This window comes from Nocardia ignorata NBRC 108230, assembly GCF_001612905.1.
In the GTDB taxonomy this organism is placed as follows: Bacteria; Actinomycetota; Actinomycetes; order Mycobacteriales; family Mycobacteriaceae; genus Nocardia; species Nocardia ignorata.
In genome coordinates, this window is record NZ_BDBI01000024.1 from 40572 (window position 1) to 63702 (window position 23131).

General features: G+C 68.4%; 22 protein-coding genes. 2 read left to right on the plus strand and 20 right to left on the minus strand.

Translation table 11 applies throughout. The annotated features are described in order from the left end of the window. The first annotated feature begins 85 nt into the window (after positions 1-85). Entirely contained in the window at positions 86-1432 is a 1347-nt protein-coding gene (locus tag NI2_RS19490; protein WP_067492634.1) for a M16 family metallopeptidase, read from the plus strand. 83 nt (positions 1433-1515) lie between these two features. Here NI2_RS19490 and NI2_RS19495 read toward each other — a convergent pair whose 3' ends face one another. The 16 genes from NI2_RS19495 to NI2_RS19570 all read right to left on the minus strand — a co-directional run bounded on the left by NI2_RS19495 (position 1516) and on the right by NI2_RS19570 (position 18240). Continuing rightward, positions 1516-2700, minus strand: coding sequence for a sensor histidine kinase (locus NI2_RS19495; protein ID WP_133733792.1), 1185 nt, complete (start codon positions 2698-2700; stop codon positions 1516-1518). A 35-nt stretch (positions 2701-2735) separates the two neighbouring features. Next, positions 2736-3575, minus strand: a complete 840-nt coding sequence (locus NI2_RS19500) for an ABC transporter permease subunit (protein ID WP_067492637.1) — start codon at positions 3573-3575, stop codon at positions 2736-2738. Next, on the minus strand, positions 3572-4465 hold the full coding sequence (locus NI2_RS19505) for an ABC transporter ATP-binding protein (RefSeq protein ID WP_067492639.1): 894 nt from the start codon (positions 4463-4465) through the stop codon (positions 3572-3574). Before NI2_RS19505 ends, NI2_RS19500 begins: the two co-directional genes overlap by 4 nt. Before the next feature lie 79 nt (positions 4466-4544). Next, a complete protein-coding gene (locus NI2_RS19510) occupies positions 4545-5744 on the minus strand; it encodes an FAD-dependent monooxygenase (RefSeq protein WP_067492640.1) in 1200 nt (399 codons plus the stop codon). Next, on the minus strand, positions 5741-7132 hold the full coding sequence (gene accC, locus NI2_RS19515) for an acetyl-CoA carboxylase biotin carboxylase subunit (protein WP_067492642.1): 1392 nt from the start codon (positions 7130-7132) through the stop codon (positions 5741-5743). Before accC ends, NI2_RS19510 begins: the two co-directional genes overlap by 4 nt. Further along, on the minus strand, positions 7129-7599 hold the full coding sequence (locus NI2_RS19520) for an acetyl-CoA carboxylase biotin carboxyl carrier protein (RefSeq protein WP_133733791.1): 471 nt from the start codon (positions 7597-7599) through the stop codon (positions 7129-7131). The genes accC and NI2_RS19520 overlap by 4 nt, the downstream gene beginning before the upstream one ends. 20 nt (positions 7600-7619) lie before the next feature. Beyond that, the gene (locus tag NI2_RS19525) at positions 7620-9290 is read right to left on the minus strand and encodes an acetyl-CoA carboxylase carboxyltransferase subunit alpha (protein ID WP_067492648.1); all 1671 of its coding nucleotides are present in this window, start codon (positions 9288-9290) and stop codon (positions 7620-7622) included. Continuing rightward, positions 9287-10063, minus strand: coding sequence for an alpha/beta fold hydrolase (locus NI2_RS19530; RefSeq protein WP_166655714.1), 777 nt, complete (start codon positions 10061-10063; stop codon positions 9287-9289). The genes NI2_RS19525 and NI2_RS19530 overlap by 4 nt, the downstream gene beginning before the upstream one ends. A 15-nt stretch (positions 10064-10078) precedes the next feature. Continuing rightward, a complete protein-coding gene (locus tag NI2_RS19535; RefSeq protein WP_067492654.1) occupies positions 10079-11170 on the minus strand; it encodes a 3-oxoacyl-ACP synthase III family protein in 1092 nt (363 codons plus the stop codon). Positions 11171-11199: 29 nt separating this feature from the next. Then, complete coding sequence (locus NI2_RS19540; RefSeq protein ID WP_243749693.1) at positions 11200-13527, minus strand: beta-ketoacyl-[acyl-carrier-protein] synthase family protein; 2328 nt, start codon at positions 13525-13527, stop codon at positions 11200-11202. Between the two features lie 31 nt (positions 13528-13558). Then, positions 13559-14827: a beta-ketoacyl-[acyl-carrier-protein] synthase family protein gene (locus tag NI2_RS19545; protein ID WP_067492658.1), complete on the minus strand. Its 1269-nt coding sequence runs from the start codon at positions 14825-14827 to the stop codon at positions 13559-13561. After that, positions 14824-15297, minus strand: a complete 474-nt coding sequence (locus NI2_RS19550) for a 3-hydroxyacyl-ACP dehydratase FabZ family protein (RefSeq protein WP_067492660.1) — start codon at positions 15295-15297, stop codon at positions 14824-14826. Before NI2_RS19550 ends, NI2_RS19545 begins: the two co-directional genes overlap by 4 nt. Further along, positions 15294-16547 carry a beta-ketoacyl-[acyl-carrier-protein] synthase family protein gene (locus NI2_RS19555; RefSeq protein WP_067492662.1) on the minus strand — a complete coding sequence of 418 codons (1254 nt, stop codon included), beginning with the start codon at positions 16545-16547 and terminating at the stop codon, positions 15294-15296. Before NI2_RS19555 ends, NI2_RS19550 begins: the two co-directional genes overlap by 4 nt. Next, positions 16544-16990: a hotdog family protein gene (locus tag NI2_RS19560; protein WP_067492664.1), complete on the minus strand. Its 447-nt coding sequence runs from the start codon at positions 16988-16990 to the stop codon at positions 16544-16546. The genes NI2_RS19555 and NI2_RS19560 overlap by 4 nt, the downstream gene beginning before the upstream one ends. A 3-nt stretch (positions 16991-16993) precedes the next feature. Beyond that, positions 16994-17392 carry an acyl carrier protein gene (locus NI2_RS19565; protein WP_133733790.1) on the minus strand — a complete coding sequence of 133 codons (399 nt, stop codon included), beginning with the start codon at positions 17390-17392 and terminating at the stop codon, positions 16994-16996. A 53-nt stretch (positions 17393-17445) separates the two neighbouring features. Further along, complete coding sequence (locus NI2_RS19570) at positions 17446-18240, minus strand: SDR family NAD(P)-dependent oxidoreductase (protein WP_067492668.1); 795 nt, start codon at positions 18238-18240, stop codon at positions 17446-17448. A 492-nt stretch (positions 18241-18732) separates the two neighbouring features. Between NI2_RS19570 and fabD the strand changes: the two genes are divergently transcribed. Further along, positions 18733-19707: an ACP S-malonyltransferase gene (gene fabD, locus NI2_RS19575; protein ID WP_067492670.1), complete on the plus strand. Its 975-nt coding sequence runs from the start codon at positions 18733-18735 to the stop codon at positions 19705-19707. Here the strand turns inward: fabD and NI2_RS19580 are convergent. The 4 genes from NI2_RS19580 to NI2_RS19595 all read right to left on the minus strand — a co-directional run bounded on the left by NI2_RS19580 (position 19626) and on the right by NI2_RS19595 (position 23125). Continuing rightward, on the minus strand, positions 19626-20249 hold the full coding sequence (locus NI2_RS19580) for a PadR family transcriptional regulator (protein WP_067492672.1): 624 nt from the start codon (positions 20247-20249) through the stop codon (positions 19626-19628). The two genes, fabD and NI2_RS19580, sit on opposite strands and share 82 nt — an antisense overlap. Positions 20250-20419: 170 nt before the next feature. Further along, positions 20420-21412, minus strand: coding sequence for an LLM class F420-dependent oxidoreductase (locus NI2_RS19585; RefSeq protein ID WP_208115308.1), 993 nt, complete (start codon positions 21410-21412; stop codon positions 20420-20422). Position 21413: 1 nt separating this feature from the next. Further along, positions 21414-22220, minus strand: a complete 807-nt coding sequence (locus NI2_RS19590; protein WP_067492675.1) for an ABC transporter permease — start codon at positions 22218-22220, stop codon at positions 21414-21416. After that, the gene (locus tag NI2_RS19595) at positions 22217-23125 is read right to left on the minus strand and encodes an ATP-binding cassette domain-containing protein (RefSeq protein ID WP_067492967.1); all 909 of its coding nucleotides are present in this window, start codon (positions 23123-23125) and stop codon (positions 22217-22219) included. Before NI2_RS19595 ends, NI2_RS19590 begins: the two co-directional genes overlap by 4 nt. Positions 23126-23131: the final 6 nt, after the last annotated feature.

Here is a 23131-nt window from a genome sequence, read left to right on the forward strand (position 1 = left end):
CGCGGCAGGCATCCGCGCACGTCGCCAGCCCCCGTTTTCGAGAGGTCGAGAAAAGCATGCCAGTACAGCCGTCCGGTGGGATCGGGTGACCGAGCGACAGTTGAGTGAACCCGGAACCGGCACCGCCCAGGACGTGACCACCGATGGTGGAGTGCGGCGCACCGTGCTGCCCGGTGGGCTGCGCGTGGTCACCGAACACGTGCCCGGCGTGCGCTCGGCCTCGGTCGGCGTGTGGGTCGGTGTCGGCTCGCGCGACGAAGGTCCGACCGTGGCCGGTGCGGCGCACTTCCTCGAACACCTGCTGTTCAAGGCGACCCCCACCCGCACCGCGCTCGACATCGCCCAGACCATGGACGCCGTCGGCGGCGAACTCAACGCCTTCACCGCCAAGGAACAGACCTGCTACTACGCCCACGTCATCGACGAGGACCTGCCGCTGGCGGTCGAACTCGTCTCCGATGTGGTGCTCAACGGGCTGTGCCGGGCAGTCGACGTCGATGTGGAACGTCAGGTGGTGCTCGAGGAGATCGCCATGCGCGACGACGATCCCGAGGACCTCGTCGCCGACTGCTTCCTCACCGCCCTGTTCGGTGACCACCCCATCGGGCGTCCGGTGATCGGCACCGTCGAATCCATCGAAGGCATGCAGGCCGCCCAGTTGCGCGGCTTCCACCAGCGCCGTTACCGGCCCGAACGCATGGTCGTCGCGGTGGCGGGCAATGTCGAACACGAGCGGGTCGTCGAACTGGTCCGCCACGCCTTCGGCCCGCACCTCGACCCCGCCGCCGAACCGGCACCCCGTCGTGAGGGCAAGTTCCGCGCCCAGGGCGCGCCGGGACTGGTGCGCATCAACCGTGACAGCGAACAGACCCACCTCACCTTCGGTGTGCGCGCGTTCGGCAGGCACGAGGGGCAGCAGCGCTGGCCGCTGTCGGTGCTCAACACCGTGATCGGCGGCGGACTGAGTTCGCGCCTGTTCCAGCGCATCCGGGAGGAACGCGGCCTGGCGTACTCGGTGTACTCGAGCGTCGACACCTTCGCCGACACCGGTGCGTTCTCCGTGTCGCTCGGCTGCCAACCCGAAAACCTCGCCCAGGTGGCCACTTTGGCGCGCTCGGTACTCGACGAGGTCGCCGCCGAGGGCATCACCGACGCCGAATGCGCCCGCGCCAAGGGCTCGTTGCGCGGTGGCCTGGTGCTCGGACTCGAGGACTCCGCATCGCGGATGAACCGCATCGGGCGCAGCGAACTCAGCTACGGCAACCACCGCAGTGTCTCGGCGACCCTGGCCCGCATCGACGCCGTCACCACCGACGAGGTCAACGCGATCGCCCGCACCCTGCTCGCCCGACCCTACGGTGCCGCCGTCGCGGGCCCCTACCAGCGGACTCGCGATCTTCCCGCTTCGGTTCGCAGACTCGTGGAGAACTGAGCGATCCGGTCGGCTGCCTGCGAACGCGCCGGTCGGCGTCTCTTGCCTGCGTCGCTTCGGTCGAGGTGACGGTTGTCGGCGGGTCAATCGCGCGCGGCGTCGACACGCCCGTTGTGCAAGGGAAGTGACGCGGCGACAACGTACTTCGCGTCCCCTGCGCCTGCGCTGAATGTTCCGCCGAGCATCGTCGCGCGTTCGCGCATGCCGAGCAGTCCGTGGCCCGCACCGGCAGCAGGCACCGTCGCACACGGATTGGCGACACGGATGTCGATCGCCTTCTCGGCCACCACAACGGTGACCTCGACCGGTGCGCCCGGTGCGTGGCGGATCGCATTGCTCAGTGCTTCCTGCACGATCCGATAGGACGAAAGACCTACGGCATCAGGCAGTTTCGTCGTATCACCGGTCAGTGTCAGTGTGATATGCGTACCGCCCCCGCGCACCGTCTCCACAAGTCCGGTGAGGTCTCGCAGGGTGGGCTGCGGCAGGAGCGTGGCGTCACCACTGCGCAGCACTCCGAGGATGTGGCGCATCTCGGACAAGGCGACCGTCGCGCTGTTGCGGATGGTGTCGAGCCGGGCGCTGGTGGCGGGCGCGAGATTCCGGTCGCTGTGCTGGGCGGCCTCGGCCTGGATCGCGATCACCGTCATGTGGTGGGCGACCACATCGTGCAGCTCACGGGCGATGCGGGCGCGTTCCTCCCACAGCGAGGTGAGCTGGCGTTGCCGCTCGGTGCTGTCGCGTTCGCGGCGCAGGCTGTTGCTGGTGACGCCGACCGTGCGCACCGCGATCACGGTCGAGAGCACCAGCCCCGACACCGCGCTCGCCCCGAGAATCCCGACCAGCCATTCGGCGGGCCGCAACCACAGCGCCAGACCGATCCCGGTCGCCACCGTCGCCGCCCAGGCCCCCGCCGCGGCGCGGGCGCCCGCCCGCACCGCCCCCACGCCCAGGACGATGAAATAGCTGGTCAGCATCGGATCGACCCACAACTCCGCCTGCGGTCCGGTGAGCACGGACGCGGCGGCCAGCGCCGCGAGGCCCAGCGCCCACCCCGCCACCGGAGCCCACATGGCCAGCGAGACAGCGGTACCGATGCCGAGCGCGAGCGCGACGACCTGGACCACCGCAAGCTCGGTATCGGCCACCATGGTCGCCAGCACGGCGACGAACCCCACCACGCCCGCCGCGATGCTCAACGACACCTGTTGCCACCGGCCCAGCCGCGGCGGCCAGGACTCCAGCACGCGGGCGGCGATTGTCTCCATGCGCTCATCCTTGTCGATCGCGGGTGCGGACACCGTCAGACCAGGTCGCGGCGCCGGACGACGACAACCGCGCAGGCGAGGAAGACCACCGGGTACACCGCCAACGCGACAACGGCTTGCGGCCAGTCGAGGAGGTCGAGCACCCCCGGCGTCGCCTCGCCCTGCAGTGTCCGTAGATCACCCGCCAGCGAACCCGCCACCGACCCGGGCAGGTAGTCCGTCACCGCACCGGCACTGCCGAGCATGTCGCCGAAGAAGCGAAGCACGTTCTCCAGCACCAGTACCCACACCAGGCCGAGCCCGACCGCGAGGGACGGCCCGCGCGCCAACAAGCCGATCAGCGCGCCGAGCAACGTCCACATGGTCAGAATCGCGACGCCACTGCCGATTCCGGCCAGCATCCGACCCACCGACGGGAGCACGAGCGGCTGGGATTCGGCCGAGGCGATGACGCACGCGACACCCAGATCGAGCCCGAACGCCACGAGTACGGCCACGACCGCCACCGCGAGCAGCGCGAACACCGTGCCCAGCAGGGCCGTGACGCGCCCTGGTCCCTGGGTGAACACCGTCTTCCAGGTGCCCCAGCCGTACCCGCTGCCGGTGGCGAGCGCACCGAGGATCAACATCAGCGCGCCACCGAAAAGCACAGTGCCGCCGACGAATTCCTCCGGAACTGCCGTGGGCATCATCTGCGCGAGCACGTACTCGCGCGGCTGCCCCTCGGTGGCATCGGCGGCGCTGCCCGAGCTGTAGCCGATGTAGTTGAGCAGGTACATGAAGGTGAGGTTCAACGTCAGCCAGACCGCGAGCAGGCTCCACAACACGGGCCAGCGGCGCAGCCGAAGCACTTCCGCGCGAATGCTGTCGATCATGCGACGTTCTCCACATCCGGTGCGGTCATCTCGAAGTACGCTTCTTCCAGGGAACGTTCCGTCGAACGCAATTCGTGTAGTTCGGCGCCCGCGTCGAGCACCGCGCGGGCGATGAGCGGCGCCGCGTCGGGGCCCGCTTCGACCCGGATGCCGGTCTGGGTCCGGGTGGCATCGCCGACGGCGACCCGGATCGCGTCGACGGCGGTCTGCACCGGCTGGGCCCGCACGAAAAGGGTGCTGCGTCCGCGCATTTCGGCGACGGTCGATTCGGCGATCAGTTTCCCGCCGTTGATCACCCCGACCCGGTCACAGATCTCCTGCACCTCGGCCAGTAGATGGCTCGACAGCAGAATCGTGTGCCCGTCGGCGGCGAGATCGCTGATGAGCGTGCGCATCTCGGCCATGCCGCCGGGGTCGAAACCGTTGGTGGGTTCGTCGAGAATCAGGAGTTCGGGGTTGCCGAGCAGGGCGCAGCCGACGCCGAGCCGTTGTTTCATGCCCTGGGAGTAGGTGCGGAATCGGTCGTCACCCCGACCGGCGAGGCCGACGCGGGCCAGTGCCTCGTCGACAGCCGAATCCGGGATGCGCCGATAGCGTGCCATGACGCGCAGATTGTCGCGTCCGGACAGATACGGATAGAAGCCGGGACTTTCGATCAGGACCCCGATGTGCGCCAGTGACTCCGGATCACCGGGTGCTTTTCCGAGTACCCGTGCGGTTCCGCTGGTCGGTTCTATGAGGCCGACCAGCATTCGCAGTGTCGTCGTTTTGCCCGCGCCGTTCGGGCCGAGGAAACCATAGATCTCCCCGGCCCGAACGGTGAGGCCGACCTTGTCGACAGCGACTTTGTCGTCGTATCTCTTGGTCAAATTCTCCGTGACCACAATCATGATCCAACCCTAGATTTCAGCTGGTCCCGGCACATCCCGCCGCAGAGTGATCACCGGTGGTAGCTCTCAGGAGTGACGGTCATTCCACCAGGTGGCCGAGCCGTGGCACGGCGACCTCGAATTCGGCGTGCATTTTGGCCACCTGCGTTTTGCCGACCACCGTCTTCATCATCAGATCGCGCACCTTGGTCGCCGCGAAACCGTCCCAGGACGAAATCGTGCCGATTTTCCAGGATGCCTTCTGCAATGCCTCCGCTTCGGGCCTGCGTGCCTTTTCGTACGACGACAGCGCCCGCGCCACCGCCGCGCCGTCACCCACATCGATGGAGCCGAGATGATTCGCCAGGGTGATCGCGTCGACGATGCCTTCGCTGGCGCCGCGGCCGAGATTGGGGGTCACCGCATGCGCCGCGTCGCCGAGGAAGACGATGCGGCCCGAACTCCACGCGGGCATCGGGCCGAGCGCGCGCACATTGTGGTGCAGCATGACCTCCGGTGGCGTGGCCGCGATCAGATCGCGCACCGCGGCGGGGAACACCTCGAATCGGCGCAGCAGGTCGTCTTTGACCGTGCCGGTCGGTGTGTCGAGTTCCAGGGTCGGCCTGGCCAGACCCGCCACCCAGAAGACATTGTTGTTGCCGCAGTCCTTGATGGCGATGCGGTTGCCCCGCCCGAAGAGCAGCGTGAACATATTGCGCCCGAACGGCGGTACGTGATCGGCCACCGCGTGCACCAAACGGTAGCTGGCGGTGCGCAGTTCGACTTCGGGGAAGATCTGCTGCCGGGTCGCCGAGTTGATGCCGTCGGCGGCGACGAGCAGATCGGCCCGCTCCCGATGACCGTTGTCGAATGTCACGGTGACACCCGAATCGTCCTGCGTGATGTCGATCGCCTTGTGGTTGAAGTTGATCGCGCCGAGATCCGGTGAGCCGGCGAGCGTGTCTATCACCTCCGCGCGCCGGATCATCACCGGCATCGGCGCGTCGTAGCGCTGCGCCATCGCGGCCAGCGGCGCGTGGTAGAGCGGGGTGCCGTCCTGGTTGAAGAACTGCTGGCGGTGCACATCGGCTCCGCGCGCCCGGATCTGTTCGGCCAGACCGAGTTCGGCGAAGGCCTTCATGCCCTTCACCCAGATCTGCAACGACGCGCCGACGGTGCCGAACGCGGGCGCCTGCTCGAACAGGGGCGCGTCGATCCCCACCCGGCGTAACGCGATACTGGTGCTGAGACCACCGATCCCGCCGCCGAGAATGATCACACGACCGTTCGCTGTACTCATGGGTGCTCCAACCGGGTGCGCTGGGTGGTGGCGACGAGATCGAGATCGAAATCGCCGGAACGGAATTCGGGTCGCGACAGGATGTCGGTGTGGAAGCTCGCGCTGGTGGTGAGGCCGTGGCCCTCCAGCACGAGCTCGTCGAGAGCGCGGATCATCCGGTCGATCGCGGCGGGTCGATCCGCGGCCCAGACGATGACCTTCGCCAGTAGCGCGTCGTAATACGGCGACACCGTCACCCCCGGCTCGAGGTGGCTGTCGACCCGCACCCAGGGCCCGGCAGGCGGGCGATAACGGGTGACCCGCCCGGTCGTCGGTGCGAAATCGCGCGCCGGATCCTCGGCGTTGATCCGGCATTCGATCGCGTGCCCACGTACGACGACGTCGGATTGCCCGAAGCTCAGGGGTTGTCCCTGGGCGATCCGCAGTTGCTCGGCGACCAGGTCGATCGCGCACACCATTTCGGTGACCGGATGCTCCACCTGCAGGCGCGCGTTCATTTCCATGAACCAGAAGCCACCGTCACGGTCGAGCAGGAACTCCATCGTCCCGGCCCCTTCGTACCCGACCGAGCGAGCGCCCGCGACGGCGGCGGCGCCGATCGCCGCCCGGGTGGCGTCGTCGAGTGCGGGCGACGGTGATTCCTCGAGCAACTTCTGATGCCGGCGCTGCACCGAGCAGTCACGTTCCCCGAGATGCACGATATTGCCGTGGCGGTCGCCGAGGATCTGCACCTCGATATGGCGGGCGCCCTCGAGGTAGCGCTCGATGTAGAGGCTGCCGTCACCGAAGGCGAGGGCGGCCTCGGTCTGGGTGCGGCGGTAGGCGTCCTCGATCTCGGCGCGCTCGCGGACCACCCGCATACCGCGGCCACCGCCACCGGCCGCCGCCTTGAGGATCACCGGGTAACCGATCTCCTCGGCGACCCGTTCGGCCTCTTCGGCACCGGTCAGCACCGACGTGGTCCCCGGCAGCAGTGGCAGACCGGCCGCGCTCATCAGCGCCCGGGTCACCGCCTTGTCGGCCAGCGCGGTCATCGTCTCCGGCGACGGCCCGACGAAGATCAGGTTCTCCTCGGCGCACACCGAGGCGAAATCCGCGTTCTCCGAGAGGAATCCGTAGCCGGGGTGGACCGCGTCGGCACCTGTGCGCAGAGCCGCGCCGATGACGTTGGGGATGTTGAGGTAGCTGCGACCGGGCTCCGGCGGGCCGATGCACACCGCGTCGTCGGCCAGTTGCATGGCGATCGAATCGGCGTCGGCGGTCGAATACACCACCACGCTGCGCAATTCGAGTTCCCGGCAGGCCCGCACCACGCGCAGCGCGATCTCACCCCGGTTGGCGACCAGAACCGTCTTGATCGGCCGTTCGGGATCGGTCACCGGGCTCATGACGCGATCTCCATCGGGGCCGACTCGTCGGGCTCGAGCAGGATCAGCTGCTGGCCGTACTCGACGACGTCACCGTCTTCGGGCAGGATCCGCACCACCCGTCCCGGACCGGGTGCGGTGATGCGGTTCATCAGCTTCATCGCTTCGACGATCGCGACCACCTGCCCCTCCGCCACGAAGTCGCCGGGGGAGACGAACGGGTCGGCTCCGGGCTCAGGGCTGCGGAAGAAGTGCCCGACCAGGGGCGACTCGATCGCGACGGCGCCGGATTCCGGCGCCGGGCTCACCGCTTCGACGGTGACGACCGGGACCGGCGCCGCGGTCACGCTCGACGGACCGTCCGGCCATTCCATCTCCAGGTCGAATTCGCCCGCCCGCACGCGCAGCCGGCGCGGCCGGGGGTTCAGGTCGGCGACCAGGCCCCGCACCTCATCGATCATGTGGCTCAACGATTTGTCTGTGGTCATCGGTATGTCTCCCAGGTGTGTCACGAGCCGAACTTCCGGAACTTGCGGTACCTGGCCTCGATCAGGTCGGGGCCGGGCACGGTGGACAGCGCGGTGAGCGCGTTCGACAGGGCCGCGCGTAGATCGCCCGCCATCCGCACGATGTCGGGTCCGCCCTCGGCGTCCTCGGGGATGACCCCGTCGACCACGCCGAGCGACAGCAGGTCCGCCGCGGTGAGTTTCAGCGCTTCGGCGGCCGTGCCCGCCGCCGCGCGGTCGCCCCAGAGGATCGCGGCGCACCCCTCCGGGCTGATGACGGAGTAGTAGGAGTTCTCGAACATCAGCACGGTGTCGGCGACGCCGAGCGCCAGCGCCCCACCGCTGCCGCCCTCGCCGGTGACCACGGTGACGATCGGCACCGGGAGCCTGCTCGATTCCATGATGGCGCGCGCGATGGCGCCCGCCTGCCCGCGTTCCTCCGCACCGACGCCGGGATAGGCGCCCGGTGTATCGATCAGGGTGACGATCGGCATCCCGAATTTCGCCGCGTGACGCATCAGCCGCAACGCCTTGCGATATCCCTCGGGTTCGGGCATACCGAAGTTCCTGGCGATGGATTCCCTGGTGTCGCTGCCCTTTTCGTGGCCGATCAGCATGACCGCGCGACCACCGAGGGTGGCGAGTCCGCCGACGAGAGCCGAGCTGTCGGCGAACATGCGATCACCGCGCAATTCGACGAAGGTGTCGAAGGCGACCGCCGCGAAACTCAGCGTGGTCGGGCGGGCCTGATCACGCGCGACCTTCACCACTTTCGCCGCCGGGCGCGGGGACACCTGCGCGGAGTCGGTGACGGTGACCGGTGGGAGCAGCGGGCCCAGCGGAGTGTCGGGTGCGTGCGCGGCGAGGACTTTCGCCAGATACGCGCGCAGCTGCGCGCGCGGGACCACCGCGTCGATCAGCCCGTGTGCCAGGAGGAATTCGGCGGTCTGGAAGCCGGGTGGCAGATCCTCGCCGATGGTCTGGCTGATCACGCCCGGCCCGGCGAACCCGATCAGCGCGCCGGGCTCGGCGACGAGCACATCACCGAGCATGGCGAACGAGGCGGTGACACCGCCGAAGGTGGGGTCGGTGAGCAGGCACACCACGAGCAGCCCGGCCTCGTGCAGACGGCCGATCGCCTGGCTCGTCTTGGCCATCTGCATCAGCGACAGGCTGCCCTCCTGCATCCGCGCGCCACCCGAGGCGCAGCACAGCAGTAGCGGAAGCCGTTGGGCGAGTGCGAGTTCGGCGGCGCGGGTGATGACCTCGCCGACGGCCGAACCCATCGAGCCGCCCATGAAGCCGAATTCCATCGCCGCGACGACCAGACGCCTGCCGTCGAGGGTGCCTAGACCGAACACGGCGGCGTCGTATTCGCCGGTCTTGGCGCGGGCCTGCGCGAGCCGTTGCCGGTAGGACTTGTGGTCACGGAAATCGAGCACGTCGCGCGTTTCGATGTCGTCGTAACTGCCCGGGGTCCAGGAGTTCTCGTCGAGCAGCAGGGCCAGCCGCCGGTGCGCGCCGATGCGCAGATGGTGGCCGCAGCGGGTGCAGACCCGCAGGTTGCGTTCCAGCTGGGGTTTGTACTGGTATTCGGCGCAGGACGGGCATTTGGTCCAGGTGATGTCCTGGTCGGTGCCCTGCCTGCCGATGGTGTCGATCACTTCGGTCATCGGAACTCTCCGTTCGGCTCTGACTTGTCGATCTGTTCGGCCAGGAACGCCCGCAGCGCGTCGGCGACGGTGCCGGGCGCTTCCGCGTGCACGGCATGGCCGGTACCGGGCACGAACACGTGCGAGCCGTCGGCGAGCAGCCCCAGCGCGCGCCGCACGTGTTCGTCGGTCATGAGCGCGCCGGTGCGCTCGTCGCCCTGGACGAGCAACACCGGACACCGCAGTCGCGACATCAGCTCGTCGGGGTCTTGTTCGCGCTGGTTGCGCCCCTCCACCCAGCGTTGATTCAGCTCCGGATCGGCCATGCGCAGCGACACCGCGATCGAACGCATCGCTTGGTTGGGGACCGCGTAGCCGAGCATCGCCGCGCGCTGGGACTCGGTGAGCCGGTACAGCGCCGAGTCGACGATCACCACCGCCCGCACCAGATCGGGGCGGGCGGCGGCGACCATGGCGGCGATCCAGCCGCCCATCGAATGCCCGAACAGCACCACCGGCGCGCCGATGCGCTCGGTGACGAACTGCTCGACATCGGCGGCGAAGTCGGCCAGCGCGTAATGACCAGCCACCCAGTCGGATCGGCCGTGCCCACGCAGATCCGGTGCGTAGACGTCCCAGCCGGGGCCGAGCGAGCGGACGAGCGGCCGGAAGGTCTGCCACCGCGCGCCCAACCCGTGCAGCATGCACAGCGACGGCCTGATGTCACCACTGACGTGGGCGTATTCGAGCGTCGCCGCACTCGTGCGAAACCGGCCCGTCTCGATCGGGCCCACGGCAGGGCGCATCCCTCAGCCCGCCCAGACCAGGGTCATCCCGGCGTACTTCCACTTGCTCGTCTCGATGGCAAGCAGCAAGACGTTGTCGCCCGTCCGCAACCGGCCCGCGCGCGCTGCCTCGTCCAGGGCGAGGGGAACAGCGGCCGAACCGGTGGCGCCGACCCGTTCGATGTTCTCGTAGATCTTGTCGCGCAGGGCCAGCCACTCGTCGGTGAGCAGACCGGCCGCCTCCAGCTCACTGGTCATGTAGCCGGCGTTGCCCTCGGGGACGACCCACAGGGCGATGTCCTCGGCCTTCACTCCGCTGATCTCGAGCATCTCGCGCAGCGAGCGGGTGATCATGTGCGGGATGAACTTTCCCGATTCCACGACGTCGACCTTCAGCTCCATCAGGCGCTTGGCCAGCACCTGCTTGTGCAGTGGGGCGTGCGTCGACCCGCCGATCACCTGCATGCCCGGCTTCTTGGTGCCGCCCATCGTGACGATCGAGGAACCGAGTACCCCGGCCCGGGTCTGCGGGTCGGCCGGTTCGGCGCGCAGCACGAGCGCACCCGCACCGTCGCCGAAGGTGTAGGCCACCAGCCGATCCCGCATGCGGATCCGCTCCGGGTCGATGCCGCGATACATCGGGACGAGCAGGGGCGAGATGGCCTCGCTGCCGATCACCAGGGCGGTCCGGTGCGTGCCGCGCTCGAGATAGCCGCGCGCCACATCGGCGGCCTCCACGAAACCCGCACAGCCGGAACGGACTTCGATGGTGGTGCATTCGGCGATCCCGAGGTGTTCCTGCACGAACGTCACCGCGGGCGGCAGCAGGTATTCGGGGCTGGCCGTCGACATGACGATCAGATCCACCTCACCCGCCTCGATGCCCGCCCGCTCGAGCGCTGCGGTCGCGGCGCCCGCGGCCATCTGGGAGTTGGTCACCAGGTGTTCGCCGGTGTCGGGGTCGATCATCCAGTGCCGTTCCTTGACCTGGATGCCCTCGAGAATGTCTTCGGGTACGGGACCGAGCAGTGCTTCGATCTGCTTGTTGTCGATCGGGTCGCCGTGCAGGTAACTGCCCGTGCCGACCACCTGGGCCGTGAATTCCGGTGTTGCCATAACGCTTGTCGTCCTTTGTGTTCGGATGCTCAGTCGGTCAGCGGCGCGAGCACGATGCTGATGTGGGTTCCGCCCAGTGAGGAGCTGTTCACCAGGGCCACGCCCCGATCGGGCCGGTCACAGGCGGCCAGTGCGGCGGCGAGCAGTCCGCCGGTGCCGAGTTGTTCGCCGAGCGCCCGTTTGGCGGCGATGCGGCGCGGGGCGTTGTCGCCGAAAAGCCGGTGCAGGGCCTGGTTCTCGGGCTCGTCGAAGGCGGGCAGCCCGACCTCGTTGGTCCACACCTCGGCGATATCGCCCGGTGTCAGACCCGCGGCGTCGAGTGCGGCGCGCATGGCGCGTTCCACCGCGGAGCCGGTCGGATCGGTGCGCCCCACACCGCGCGCGTCCGACGCCGTGGCATGCCCGAGTACCTCGGCGTACACGGTGGCGCCCCGGCGAACGGCGTTGTCGTACCGCTCGAGCATCACCGCGGCACCGCCCTCGGCGAGGGCGAACGTGTCGTGCGGGCCCATGGGCAGGCCCAGCCTGCGGTAGCCACGCACCACGAGCGGGGTGAGGGTGTCGGCGGCGGTGGCCAGGATCGCGGTCGCGCGGCCGAGCGAGACCATGTCGTAGCCGTAGCAGAGCGCGTTCGCGCCCGCCGCGTGTCCGGACGTCACCGTCGAGGTGGGACCGAGCGCGCCGAGCAGCGTGGCGACACTGCCCGCCGCCGCGTTGTACACGGTGTTGGGGAACACGGCCGGGTTCGCCGCCGCCACCCCCTCCGCGCGCAGCGGCCGGACGAACTGTTCCATCGCCTCCATCGGACCGAGCCCGGTGCCGAAGACCACGCCGACCCGGTCGGGGTCGTCGGCGATCAGATCGGCGCCGGCCTCGGCCAGCGCCCGGCTCGCCGCGAAGGTCGACAGCAGGCCGAGCCGGTCCATCCGCCTGGCCTCCCGCCTGGTCAGATGGTCGCTGGGGTCGGTGTCGATGAGACCCAGCCGCACACCGTCGTGGACCTGGGTGCAGTCACGGCCTTCGGTGACCGCGCGCAAGGCCGCCCGCACATCGAGGCCTGCGGCACCGACGGCGCCCGTCCCCGTCACCACCACGCGCGAGCGCTCGACGCGGGTCGGCTCGGCGGCGCGTTCGGAGAACACCACGCTCGCGTTCGCACCCGCGAAGGCGAAGTTGTTCGAGATCGCGTGGTCGATCTGGCTGACCCGCGGGGTCACCGGGATGTGGTCGAGCACGCATTCCGGGTCGGCCCGAACGAGATTCGCGGTCGGCGGCAGCACGCCGTTGCGCAACGCGCCGACGGTGATGATCGCCTCGACCGCACCCGCCGCGCCGAGCAGGTGCCCGATCATCGACTTGGAGCTGCTCACCGGCACGGTATCGGCGGCGTCGCCGAGCGCGAGCCGGGTGGCCTTGGCCTCGGCGCTGTCGTTGCGTGGTGTGCCGGTGCCGTGGCTGTTGACGTAGCCGACGTCGCTGTCGCGCAACCCGGCCCATTCGATGGCCGAACGGATGGCCCGCGCGGCGCCGGTGCCGTCGGGGCGCGGGGCGGTCGGGTGATAGCCGTCGGCGGACAGCCCGTAGCCGCGGATCACGCACAGCGGCTCCACCTCGGCCGCGGCCGCCAGGTCGGCGCTGGTCAGGACGAGCATGCCGCTGCCCTCACCGAGCGAGAGCCCGGTTCGCTTGTCCTGGTACGGCGCCGCCGGTGTCGGCGACAGCGAACCGAGCGAGTTGAACCCCGCGTAGGCCACGTCGGACAGGGCGTCGGTGCCGCCGGCCAGCACCATGTCGGCCCGTCCGAGCGCGATCAGATCCGCGGCGTAGCCGATCGCGTTCGCCCCCGCCGCGCAGGCGGTGTTCACCGAGAACACCGGGCCGGCGCACTGGAAATGCGCCGCCAGCGATTCGGCGATGGCCTGCGGCGGCCCGAACATGGCGAGTTCGGGGGTGCCCGCGCCGACACCGTCGTCACCGAGCCATTCGAGGGTGCTGAGCAGACCCGCGTTACAGGTGCCGAGCACGATGGCCCGGTCGTGCGGCGCCACCTCGGCGACCAGGGCGCCCGCCGCCTCCATCGCCTCGGTGGCGGCGGCGAACGCGAAATCGAAAGCGCGGTCCCGGAATCCGTCCACTTCGTCGGCGATCGGTGAGGGTGCGACGGGGGAGCGGACCTCACCGCCGATCCGGGTGTTGTAGTCCGACATGGGCAGGTGCTCGACCGGGTCGATCGCGACATGACCGGCGCGCACGCCGTCCCACAGCGCCTTGGCCGTATCGCCCTGCGAGGTGACGGCGCCGACAGCGACGACGACCACCGTTCGCAGGGACATGTGCTGGGTTTCTCTCGTCTTCACCGTGCACTCCTGTTCATGGTTCCAGCGGGCTCTACAGGCGCCGCAGAGCCAGCGCCGCGGCCTGGCCCGACAGTCCCCGGCCCAGCGCGAGGCTGTAGTCCGCGCGCAGTTCGCGTGCCGTACCGGGCACCCAGTCCAGGTCGCACCGCGGCGCCGCGGCGGACAGATTCAAGGTCGGCGTCACGGTGGCCTCGCGCAGCGTCATCGCCGCCAGCGCCACATTCAAAGGACCTGCGGCGGAGAGCAGTTGGCCTAGCGCGGGCTGCACGCTGTTCGCCGCGACGGTGTCGGCCCCGGCGCCGAGCGCGGCTCGCAATGCCCGCGCCTCGGCCAGATCGGCCCGGATCACCGCCGCGCCGTCGGCGGCCACGTAGCCGATATCGGTGCCGGCGACACCCGCCTCGCGCATGGCCGAGGCCATGGCGTTGCGCAGACCGGTACCGTCGCCCCAGATCTCGCCGGGTGTCACCGGATCCGAGCCACCGCCGAAACCGACGATCTCCGCGTACGGTTCGATCCCGCGGGCCACGGCGGTGTCGTAGTCCTCCAGCACGAGCATGCACGCACCTTCGCCGAGGACGGTTCCGGAGGCGTCGCGGTCGTACGGGCGCACCGCACCCGCCTCGTTGCGGCCGGTGAGCAGGTCGAGCCGGTCCAGTTTCGACATGCACCACCAGGAGACGCCGTCGTCGAAACCACCGGCGACGGCGACCGTGGTCTCGCCGCGTGCGATGGCCCGGTAGGCATTGCCGATCGCGCTGATGCCCGCGTCGCCCGCCCCGGAGAGAAAAGCGCTCGGCCCGGCGAAGCCGAATTCCTCGGAGAGGAAGAACAATTCGGCCGAGGGCAGCCCTTCGACGAAGAACAGTGGGTACATCCGGGCCGCCTCGTGCCCCAACCGGGTCGGGTCGATCCGGCCGTCGGGCCCGCACGCTTCGACCGTCGCGTCGAGAATGTGCAGGGGGTCGGAGATCTGGTTCTCGCTGGCGAGGAAGACACCGACCGAATCGTTGCCCGAGGTGGCCGGGTCGATGCGCGCCTCCTCGGTGGCCAGCCGGACCGCGGCGTGCGCCAGCTGGTTGGCGCGGGTCATCAGCCGCAGCGATTTGCGGTTGCGGACAAAGGGTTTCGCGTCGAAGTCGGTGATCTCGGCGCCGAACCGGGTGCGCAGCGAGGAGGGGTCGTAGGCGGTGATCGGGCGCACCGCGCTGCGCCCGGCCACCAGTTCCTTCCAGGTCTGGGTGAATCCGGTACCCAGGGGCGACACCACACCGATGCCGCTGATGACAACGCGATTCATGAGATTTCCCTCTCTGGACCCGCGTCACGGGTCATGGTGAGCTCCCGCGCGAGGACGACCACCGCGCCGGCCCGGGTGATGCGCCCGCTGAGGCGCGCCACGGTGCCGTCGAGTTGGCGGACCTCGACCGCGACGTGCAGCTGGTCGCCGGGGCGCACATAGTGGCGGAACTGCACCCGCCGCGCGCCGGTGAGCCGCCACCGGCCACCGTCGCGGGCGAGCAACACGTCGGCCAGATTCGCCATGCCGTGCAGCATGAGCACCCCGGGCAGCACCGGGAACCGCTGGAAATGGGTGTCGAACACGGGCAGGGTGTTCGGCACGTTCGCGAGGGCACTGGCACCCGCACCGGGTCGCAACTCGACGACGCGGTCCAGGCGAAGGCCGCCGGCCACGGCCAGGGCGTCGGGCGGCACCGGCGACCCGGCGCCGACATCCGTGCTCGGCACGGTCACCGCGGGGGTACTCATGGCGCCTGCACCACTAGTGAGGCGTTCGTGCCGCCGAACGCGAACGAATTGATCAGCGCCACCGAGACATCGGCCTTTCTGGCCTGGTTCGGGACATAGTCCAGGTCGAGCTTGGGGTCCGGGTGCGTGTAGTTGACGGTCGGCGAGACCAGCCCCTCGGTGATCCCCCCGAGCGCCGCGAGCACATTGAGCGCGCCCGCCCCGGCGGTGAGGTGCCCGGTCATCGACTTCGGCGAGGTGACGAGCAATTCGTAGGCGTGCCTACCGAAAACCTGTTTGATGGCGGCGGTTTCGGAGACGTCGTTGCCCGGTGTGCTCGTCCCGTGCGCGTACACACAATCGACCTCGGTGCCCACCACCCCCGCGTCGGCCAGCGCGTCGGCCATGGCGGTGATCGACCCGCCACCGTCGGGCGGGGAATCGGTGATCCGGTACGCGTTCATCGTCGAGGCGTAACCGGTGAGCCGCGCCAGGATCCGGGCCCCGCGCGCCTCGGCGATCCGCCGCTCCTCCAGCACGAGCAGCACCGACCCCTCACCGAGCACGAAACCGTCGCGTTCGGCGTCGAACGGTTTCGAGGCCTTGGTCGGATTGTCGTTGTAGCGGGTGGTCAGCGCACCGAGCAGCGAGAAGCCGGCGACGTCGAGCCAGGTGGTGAGCGAGTCCTGGCCCCCGGCGACGGCCATGGTGATCTCGCCCGCCTGGATCCGGCGCATCGCCTCGCCCACGGCATGGGTCGCCGATGTGCACGCGGTGCTGATCCCGCTGATCGGCCCACGGCACCGGCCCACCTCGGCGATGGCCATCAGGTCGACACCCTGATCACAGCGCCACGTGCTGTCGGGGCTGCGGCGATGGATCACCGCGCCGTCGCTGGTGCGCCGGGTGAGACCGATCTCGGCGAACTCCTGCGGCTCGGGCCTGCCGACGTGGCCACCGACGAAAACGCCACGGGCGGCCTCGTCGTGCGACCCGATATTGCCCGCCTGGGCCAGCGCCTGTGCCGCGGCGACGACACCGAAACCGCCGGACCGACTGAGCAGATCCCAGCGCTGGGTGGTCAAGAGCTCGGGCGCCGGGCTGAATTCACGCACCATCCCGGCGATCTGGACTTCGAAGGTGCTCGGATCGAACGTCTCGATCCGGCCCACTCCGCTGCGCCCGGCGGCCAGCGCCGACCACGTGTCCGGTGCGGTGTTTCCCACGGGGGTGACGGCCCCGATACCGGTGATGACGACCTCGTTGTTCATGATCGGACCCCGCTTCGCAGTAGTTCTTCGCGCATCCGCACCGACGCCGCGTCCTCGAGCATGTCGGCGTCGACCAGACCGCACATGAGGTCGTCGACCTCGAAGACGACGCTCTCGCCCACGAGCAGCCGGCCCCCGGCCACGATGGTGTCGCCCCTGGACAGGATTTCGACCGAGGCGACGACGTCGTCGCCGGGCACGATGGCGGACCGGGTCGTCATGGCGCCGACCGACAGCAGCACCGCCCGTTGCCGCCGATCGGTGCTGAGATAGATCAGCCAGGCCAGACTCTGGGCGAGCACCTCCAGCTGGATCGACAGCGGCATCAGCGACCCGAAAGCTGTTGTTGACCAGTAACTCTCACTCGAACTCGTCCGCTTGACCGCCTCGACCCGCGCCCAGGGTTCGATGGTGTCGATGCGGTCGACGAGATGGAACCGCACGGGTCAACTCGCCGCGACGGTGTGTTTGGACACCATGTCCGCGAGATTGCGCACGGTGAACAGACCCATCACGTCCTCGGCGCCGAGCTTGCCGCTGAGTTCGGCCGGGTCGATCTGGGGCATCACCTTGTGCAACTGCTCGAGGCCGAGGTCGGAGACCATTCCGTCGTCGGTGCCGAATTGCTCGTCCGGGATGCCGCCCTGGATTCGCTCGCTCAGCTGGGTGGTCGTGATCTTGACGCCCAGGCGGCGTTCGATTCGGAAAAGAATGTCGAGCAGATCGATCGACTCGGCGCCGACCTCACCGAACAGGGTGGCATCGGCTTCGACCTCATCGATTTCCAAAGCGACTGCCTCGGCGACGATTTCGCGGACGGTATCGATAACGCTGATTTCGGACATGCTGGTTTCCTCCATCTGGAAGTGGTCGGATCGGGGTGGAGCTGAGGTACCGGCTAGCGGCGCGCGGTCTTCTTGAGCGGTTTGCCGGTCAGTAGCGTCCCGGCGACCATGCCGTCGACCGGGACGAGCGCGCCGGACAGATGCCGGTTGCCGGGCGCGGCGAGGTAGGAGACCAGGTCGGCCACCTCGTCGACGGTGGTCGCACCCGAAATGGGCACTTGCCCGATGACGGAGTCGCCACCGTCACCACTGAGAACGTCGGCGATCATCTCTGTCTCCACGAAGCCGGGCAGCACCGCGTTGACCCGGATGCCGAAGCGGGCGAACTCGAGCGCCGATGCCCGGGTGAAGGAGTTGATCGCCGCCTTGGACGCGGCGTAGCTGGACGCGCCGAACCAGGCGCGTTCGCCCATCACCGAGGAGATGTTGACGATGGCCGCGCCGTCGCTCTGGGCGAGCGCGCCGCAGGCCGCCCGCGTGCCGTTGAACACGCCGCCGAAGTTGACCCGCATGACCTCGAGCCAATCGCTCTCCGACATTTTCATGATCAATTCGTTGCGCGTGATACCCGAATTGTTGACGAGGATATCGAGTTTCCCGGCGAATTCCAGCACCTGCTCGACAACCGATTCGGCAGCGCTGTAGGAGGAGATATCTCCCTGAATGGCAACGGCCTTTCCGCCGTTGTTCTCGATTTCGGTAACCACTTCCTTGGCCGCCTGCTCCCCGCGAAAGTAGTTCACGGCGACAATGGCGCCTTCCGCGGCGAGACGATGACAAACCGCGCGGCCTATTCCGCCTGATCCGCCGGTCACCAGTGCGACCCGGCCGGTGTGAATTGCTGACATCAAGTACCTCCCCAGGGGTCAGCATGAAAAGCGTGCGATGGTCCGGTTCGGACGATCTCATCCACACTTTCCGAAACCGATGATCCGGCAGTTAAACCCCAGGTGCAACCGACACAAGTGTGATTTGCGCCATAATAGCTGTGCGCTATTACCGGTTGGTGACGCTCTTAGCACGTGTTGTTGCAGCGCGCTAGCTAGTAATTCCTTGGGCCGCTAGAGGCTGATCTTCGCGTGGGAAAGACGGAATAGATCTGGCGTTAACGCTGAATTCATCACGACGTGAGCCGACTACTGAAACCGACCGGTCGGAGATTTGGGCGAGATATGCTTCGCGGTATACCAACAAGGGCAAGTCTTGAACTCCGGACTACCTGCGAGCAGAATCGAGCAACGACGCTCGTCGTCGAGCGGAATTCCGTGTATCCGTACCGGCAGATTGTTTTTGACACCTGTCCAGGTTGATACCCGTTCTATATTCAGGGGAAGAAACGCATGACATCCACCGCTTTCCTGTTTCCCGGCCAGGGTTCGCAACGAGTCGGGATGGGGCACGACCTCGCCCAGGCCTACCCCGACCTCGTCGCACCGCTGTTCCGGACCGCCGACGAGGTGCTCGGCTTCGAGCTGTCCCAGCTGTGCTGGAACGGGCCGGAGGACCGGCTCGCACGCACCGACATCACCCAGCCCGCGATCTTCGTCGCCAGCCTGGCCGCCTACCGCGTGCTGTCCGAACTCGTTCCCGCACCGGTGGTCGTCGCCGGCCACAGTCTCGGCGAGTACACCGCCCTGGTCGCGGCGGGCGTACTCGAGTGGACCGACGCGTTGCGCCTGGTCCGACGGCGCGGCGAACTCATGGCGCGGGTCAATGAATCGAATCCCGGTGCGATGGCGGCCGCTCTCGGGCTGTCGAGTGACACGGTCGAGCGCCTCTGTGCCGAGGTGCGCGAGCAGACAGGCGCCGTCGTCGAGGTCGCGAACTACAACGCCGAGGACCAGACGGTGGTGTCGGGCAGTGAAGCCGGTGTAACCGAGTTCACCACCAGGGCAACACGACTCGGCGTCGAGGGGGCGAAGGTGAAGCGGCTCGCGGTCGGCGCGCCCTTCCACAGCTCGATGATGGCCCCGGTCGAGGCGGAGTTCGCGGCCGATCTCGCAGGCGTTCGGTTCGCCGATCCGGTGATCCCGCTCGTCGCGAATGTCACTGCGGCGCGGGTGCATACGGGGGAGCAGGCGCGTGCGGGGCTACGGGCACAGCTCGCCGGATCGGTGCGCTGGAGTCAGAGTCTGCGCGCTGTGCGGGAATTCGGTGTCGAGGCGTTCGTCGAGGTCGGCCCGGGACGGGTGCTCACGGGATTGTGCAAACGCGCGTACCCCGAGGTGGCGAGCTATTCCGCGGGAGACCGGCGGCGCATCCGCGCGGTGGCCGATGAGGTGGGCGGTGTGTTCCCGGTCGAAGCTGTGGGCTGAACCGCCGCTCTGCGCTGTTCGATCTCGCCCCAAAACTCGACGGACAGAGCTTCGTAGCGGATGCCGAACTCGAGCACGAGCAGCTCGTGGGAATCGCTGGCCGGATCACCGGAGAGCGAATCATGCGCGGCCAGATAGCGATCGAGCCGTTTCTGATGCGCCTGCTTCTCCCCGGCGGCGACCTCGACCACGTCGTCGGGGGAGGACAGGCTGCCGAAGTACAGCTTGAGCAATCCGCTGTCGCGCAGTTCGTGCGTGCGCTTGTCCTGCCCGGTGGTGAGCCAGTCCTCGAGTTCGGCGCGGCCCGCGTCGGTGATGGTGTAGATCCGGCGGCGGCGACCGGTGGTCTCCTGATAGCCGGACAGCAGCCCCTCTTCGACGAGGCGTTCCGGTTCGGCGTAGATCTGGGAATGGGGGAACGACCAGAAGAATCCGATCGAGCGATCGACCTGCTTCTTGATGTCGAACGGAGTGCAGGGTCCGGTGCGGGCGACCAAGCTGAGGACCAGATAGGACGTCGGGCTGAGCTTCCGGTCGGCCAAGCAGCTCACTCCTCTGGTATCGGGTGACAACATCCTGGGTGAGAAACAGGAATGCTTCATTATTGGAGCCGGATATCGCGATCCGCACTATACGTTTCGGACTATGGGCTGTCAAAGGCTGCTCGCAGTCGTCCGCCGTGCGACGACAGCGTCACACGGCGGACGAAGGCTCAGGCGACCAGCGGTTTCAGTGCTTCGCCTGCCATCTCGAGAACACCGGGATGGTGGCCGTTGGCAACCATATTGATGATGAGGCCGTCGACGCCGTGGACGAGGACGCGGTCGGAGATCTGCTCGGCCACCTGCTTCGGCGTTCCGACGAACAACTTGCCCGCCATCGAGGCACGCACCCGCTCGACCTTCGCCCGTTCGCCCACGCGCGCGGCGAACATGTCGTCGATGAGCTGTTCGGCGCGGTCGGCGCTTTCGTCCATCACGACGAAGGCGAGGTAGCTGACGTCGAGGGTCGACCGGTCGCGCCCGGCCTCCGCGCAGCGCTGGTCGAGGGCGGCCATCTTGCGCGGCAGCTCGTCGGTCTCGCAGCCGATGCTGAGATGGTCGGCGTGCCGCGCCGCCAGGGCGAAGGTCTTCTTCTCGCCCGCACCGCCGAGCATGATCGGCACGTCGTCGCGCATGCGTGGTTCGTTGATGACGTTCGCGACGCGATACCAGGTGCCCTCGAAGCTCGGGCGTTGGCCGCGGAACATCGGTGCGATGATCTGCAGTGCCTCGTCCAGCTTGGTGAACCGGTCGGTGAAGGTGCCGAATTCGTAACCGTAGGCGAGGTGTTCGAGCTCGAACCAGCCCGCGCCGATACCGAGCATCGCCCGGCCCCGGCTGATCACGTCGAGCGTGGTGACGATCTTGGCGAGCAGCGCCGGATTGCGGTAGGTGTTGCCGGTGACCATGGTGGAGAGCCGGATGGTCTCGGTGACGGCGGCGATCGCGCCCAGCGTGGTGTAGGCCTCGAGCGTCGGGCCGTTCGGCGGGCCGAAGCGCTGATAGAAGTGGTCGGTCAGGAACAGGGTGTCGAATCCGGCCTTCTCCGCTGCCTGCGCCTGCGCGACGATGGCGGGGAAGAGTTCGTCGACCGGTGCGCCGAAGTTGAAGTCGGGCATCTGGAAACCGAGGCGGACAATGCCTCGGCCGGTGGGTACGGACATGTCAGACATCCCTTCGGAGCAGGGCGCGGCGGGCGAGGGCCGACACCCCGAGTGTCACGGTTGTCACGATCGCCAGCCGGGGCCAGCCGCCGAGCGCGCCGATGAGTTCGGCCGAGGCGTCGGCACTTTGGGAGAGCTTGCCGACCACGGCACTGGGTGCCTGCAGGGTCGCCAGCTTGTGCAGCTCGCCGAACGCCGTCGCCGACGCCGCCTCGGGCAGCACCACGTGCGCGGCGGCAGCGGCGACCGCCCCGGCCGAGCTGCGCATCAGGATGCCGAGCGCTGCCCCGAACAGGGCCACCGCCGGGAACACGCAGACGATGCCGAGCAAGCCCGGGAACGCGTCACCCGCGGCGTATTTCGAGCTGTCGATGGCGAAGACGCCGACCAGATAGGTGAGCGTGGTGGCCGCGATGCCCAGGGTCGTGCTCACCGCGGCGGCGGTAAGCATCTTCGCCCCGAACACGACATCGCGTTGCGGTGTCGCCGCCAGGACCGAGCGGATGGTCCCCGAGGTGTACTCGGTGGAGGTGACCAGCGCACCCCAGGCGCCGATGAGCGCGATGGGCAGGGTCATGGCGGTGAAGGCGCCGCCGATCACGGTGTCGGTGGTCTCCAGGCTGTCGGACAGGCCGACCAGTGCCGCCGACACCGGGCCGATCAGCAGCGCCAGGATGGGCAGCAGGAACAGCGCCCTCGACGACCGGATCTTGATCAGCTCCGAGATCACCTGGTACCGCATCACCTCCCAGGGCGGCGCCGAGCGGTTCGGGGTGGCGGTGGTGCTGGTCACGATCGTGGTACTCATGCCGACTCCTGCAGTGTTTCGCTGTCCTGGAAGGTGTGCCGACCGGAGACCAGCCGGGTGAAGACCTCTTCGACCGACGCGGTGACCGGCGTCAGCTCGTCGAGGACGATGTCGTGGGTGGCCGCGAGGCGCCAGATCTCGCGCGCGGTCACCCCGCGCACGGTGCCGGTGTCGCCCCGGATCTCGATGCGGTCGCCGAGCACGGCGGCCAGCCGGGTCAGCTCTTCCCCGCGCACGCGCACCCGTGGTTCGGCATTGGCGACGAAGTCGGCGGTCGGCTCGTCGGCGACGATCTTGCCCCGGCTGATCACCAGCAGGTGATCGGCGACCAGTTCGGTCTCGCTCATCATGTGGCTCGACAGCAGCACCGTGCGGCCCTCGTCGGCCATGGCCCGCAGGGTCTGGCGGATCCAGCGGATGCCCTCGGTGTCCAAACCGTTGACGGGTTCGTCGAGGATCAGCACGGCGGGGTCGCCGAGCAGGGCGGCCGCCACGCCGAGGCGCTGGCGCATGCCGAGCGAGAAGCCTTTCACCCGCATCCCGGCCACGTCGGCGAGCCCGACCCGCTCGAGCACCTCGTCGACCCGCGTGCGTGGGATGCCGTTGCTCGCCGCGAGGAAAGCCAGATGATAAGCGGCGGTGCGTGATCCGAGCACATCGCTCGCATCGAGCAGGGCGCCGACGGTGTGCAGCGGGAATCGTAGGTCGCGGTAGTCCTGGCCGAGCACCGTCGCCGTACCGGAGGTGGGCGTGTCGAGTCCGAGTATGCAGCGCATCGCGGTCGACTTGCCCGAACCGTTGGGGCCGAGGAACCCCGTGACCCGACCTGGTTCGACGGTGAAGCTCAGGTTGTCGATGGCGCGAGTCCTGCCGTAGAACTTGGTCAAGTTACGTGCTTGGATCATGCTTTC

Excerpts from the sequence above, each read along its gene's own strand:
- NI2_RS19495 (WP_133733792.1), bottom strand. The coding sequence starts at position 2,700 with ATGGAGACAATCGCCGCCCGCGTGCTGGAGTCCTGGCCGCCGCGGCTG.
- NI2_RS19500 (WP_067492637.1), bottom strand. The coding sequence starts at position 3,575 with ATGATCGACAGCATTCGCGCGGAAGTGCTTCGGCTGCGCCGCTGGCCC.
- NI2_RS19505 (WP_067492639.1), bottom strand. The coding sequence starts at position 4,465 with ATGATTGTGGTCACGGAGAATTTGACCAAGAGATACGACGACAAAGTC.
- NI2_RS19510 (WP_067492640.1), bottom strand. The coding sequence starts at position 5,744 with ATGAGTACAGCGAACGGTCGTGTGATCATTCTCGGCGGCGGGATCGGT.
- accC (WP_067492642.1), bottom strand. The coding sequence starts at position 7,132 with ATGAGCCCGGTGACCGATCCCGAACGGCCGATCAAGACGGTTCTGGTC.
- NI2_RS19520 (WP_133733791.1), bottom strand. The coding sequence starts at position 7,599 with ATGACCACAGACAAATCGTTGAGCCACATGATCGATGAGGTGCGGGGC.
- NI2_RS19525 (WP_067492648.1), bottom strand. The coding sequence starts at position 9,290 with ATGACCGAAGTGATCGACACCATCGGCAGGCAGGGCACCGACCAGGAC.
- NI2_RS19535 (WP_067492654.1), bottom strand. The coding sequence starts at position 11,170 with ATGGCAACACCGGAATTCACGGCCCAGGTGGTCGGCACGGGCAGTTAC.
- NI2_RS19545 (WP_067492658.1), bottom strand. The coding sequence starts at position 14,827 with ATGAATCGCGTTGTCATCAGCGGCATCGGTGTGGTGTCGCCCCTGGGT.
- NI2_RS19550 (WP_067492660.1), bottom strand. The coding sequence starts at position 15,297 with ATGAGTACCCCCGCGGTGACCGTGCCGAGCACGGATGTCGGCGCCGGG.
- NI2_RS19555 (WP_067492662.1), bottom strand. The coding sequence starts at position 16,547 with ATGAACAACGAGGTCGTCATCACCGGTATCGGGGCCGTCACCCCCGTG.
- NI2_RS19565 (WP_133733790.1), bottom strand. The coding sequence starts at position 17,392 with ATGTCCGAAATCAGCGTTATCGATACCGTCCGCGAAATCGTCGCCGAG.
- NI2_RS19570 (WP_067492668.1), bottom strand. The coding sequence starts at position 18,240 with ATGTCAGCAATTCACACCGGCCGGGTCGCACTGGTGACCGGCGGATCA.
- fabD (WP_067492670.1), top strand. The coding sequence starts at position 18,733 with ATGACATCCACCGCTTTCCTGTTTCCCGGCCAGGGTTCGCAACGAGTC.
- NI2_RS19585 (WP_208115308.1), bottom strand. The coding sequence starts at position 21,412 with ATGTCCGTACCCACCGGCCGAGGCATTGTCCGCCTCGGTTTCCAGATG.
- NI2_RS19590 (WP_067492675.1), bottom strand. The coding sequence starts at position 22,220 with ATGAGTACCACGATCGTGACCAGCACCACCGCCACCCCGAACCGCTCG.
- NI2_RS19595 (WP_067492967.1), bottom strand. The coding sequence starts at position 23,125 with ATGATCCAAGCACGTAACTTGACCAAGTTCTACGGCAGGACTCGCGCC.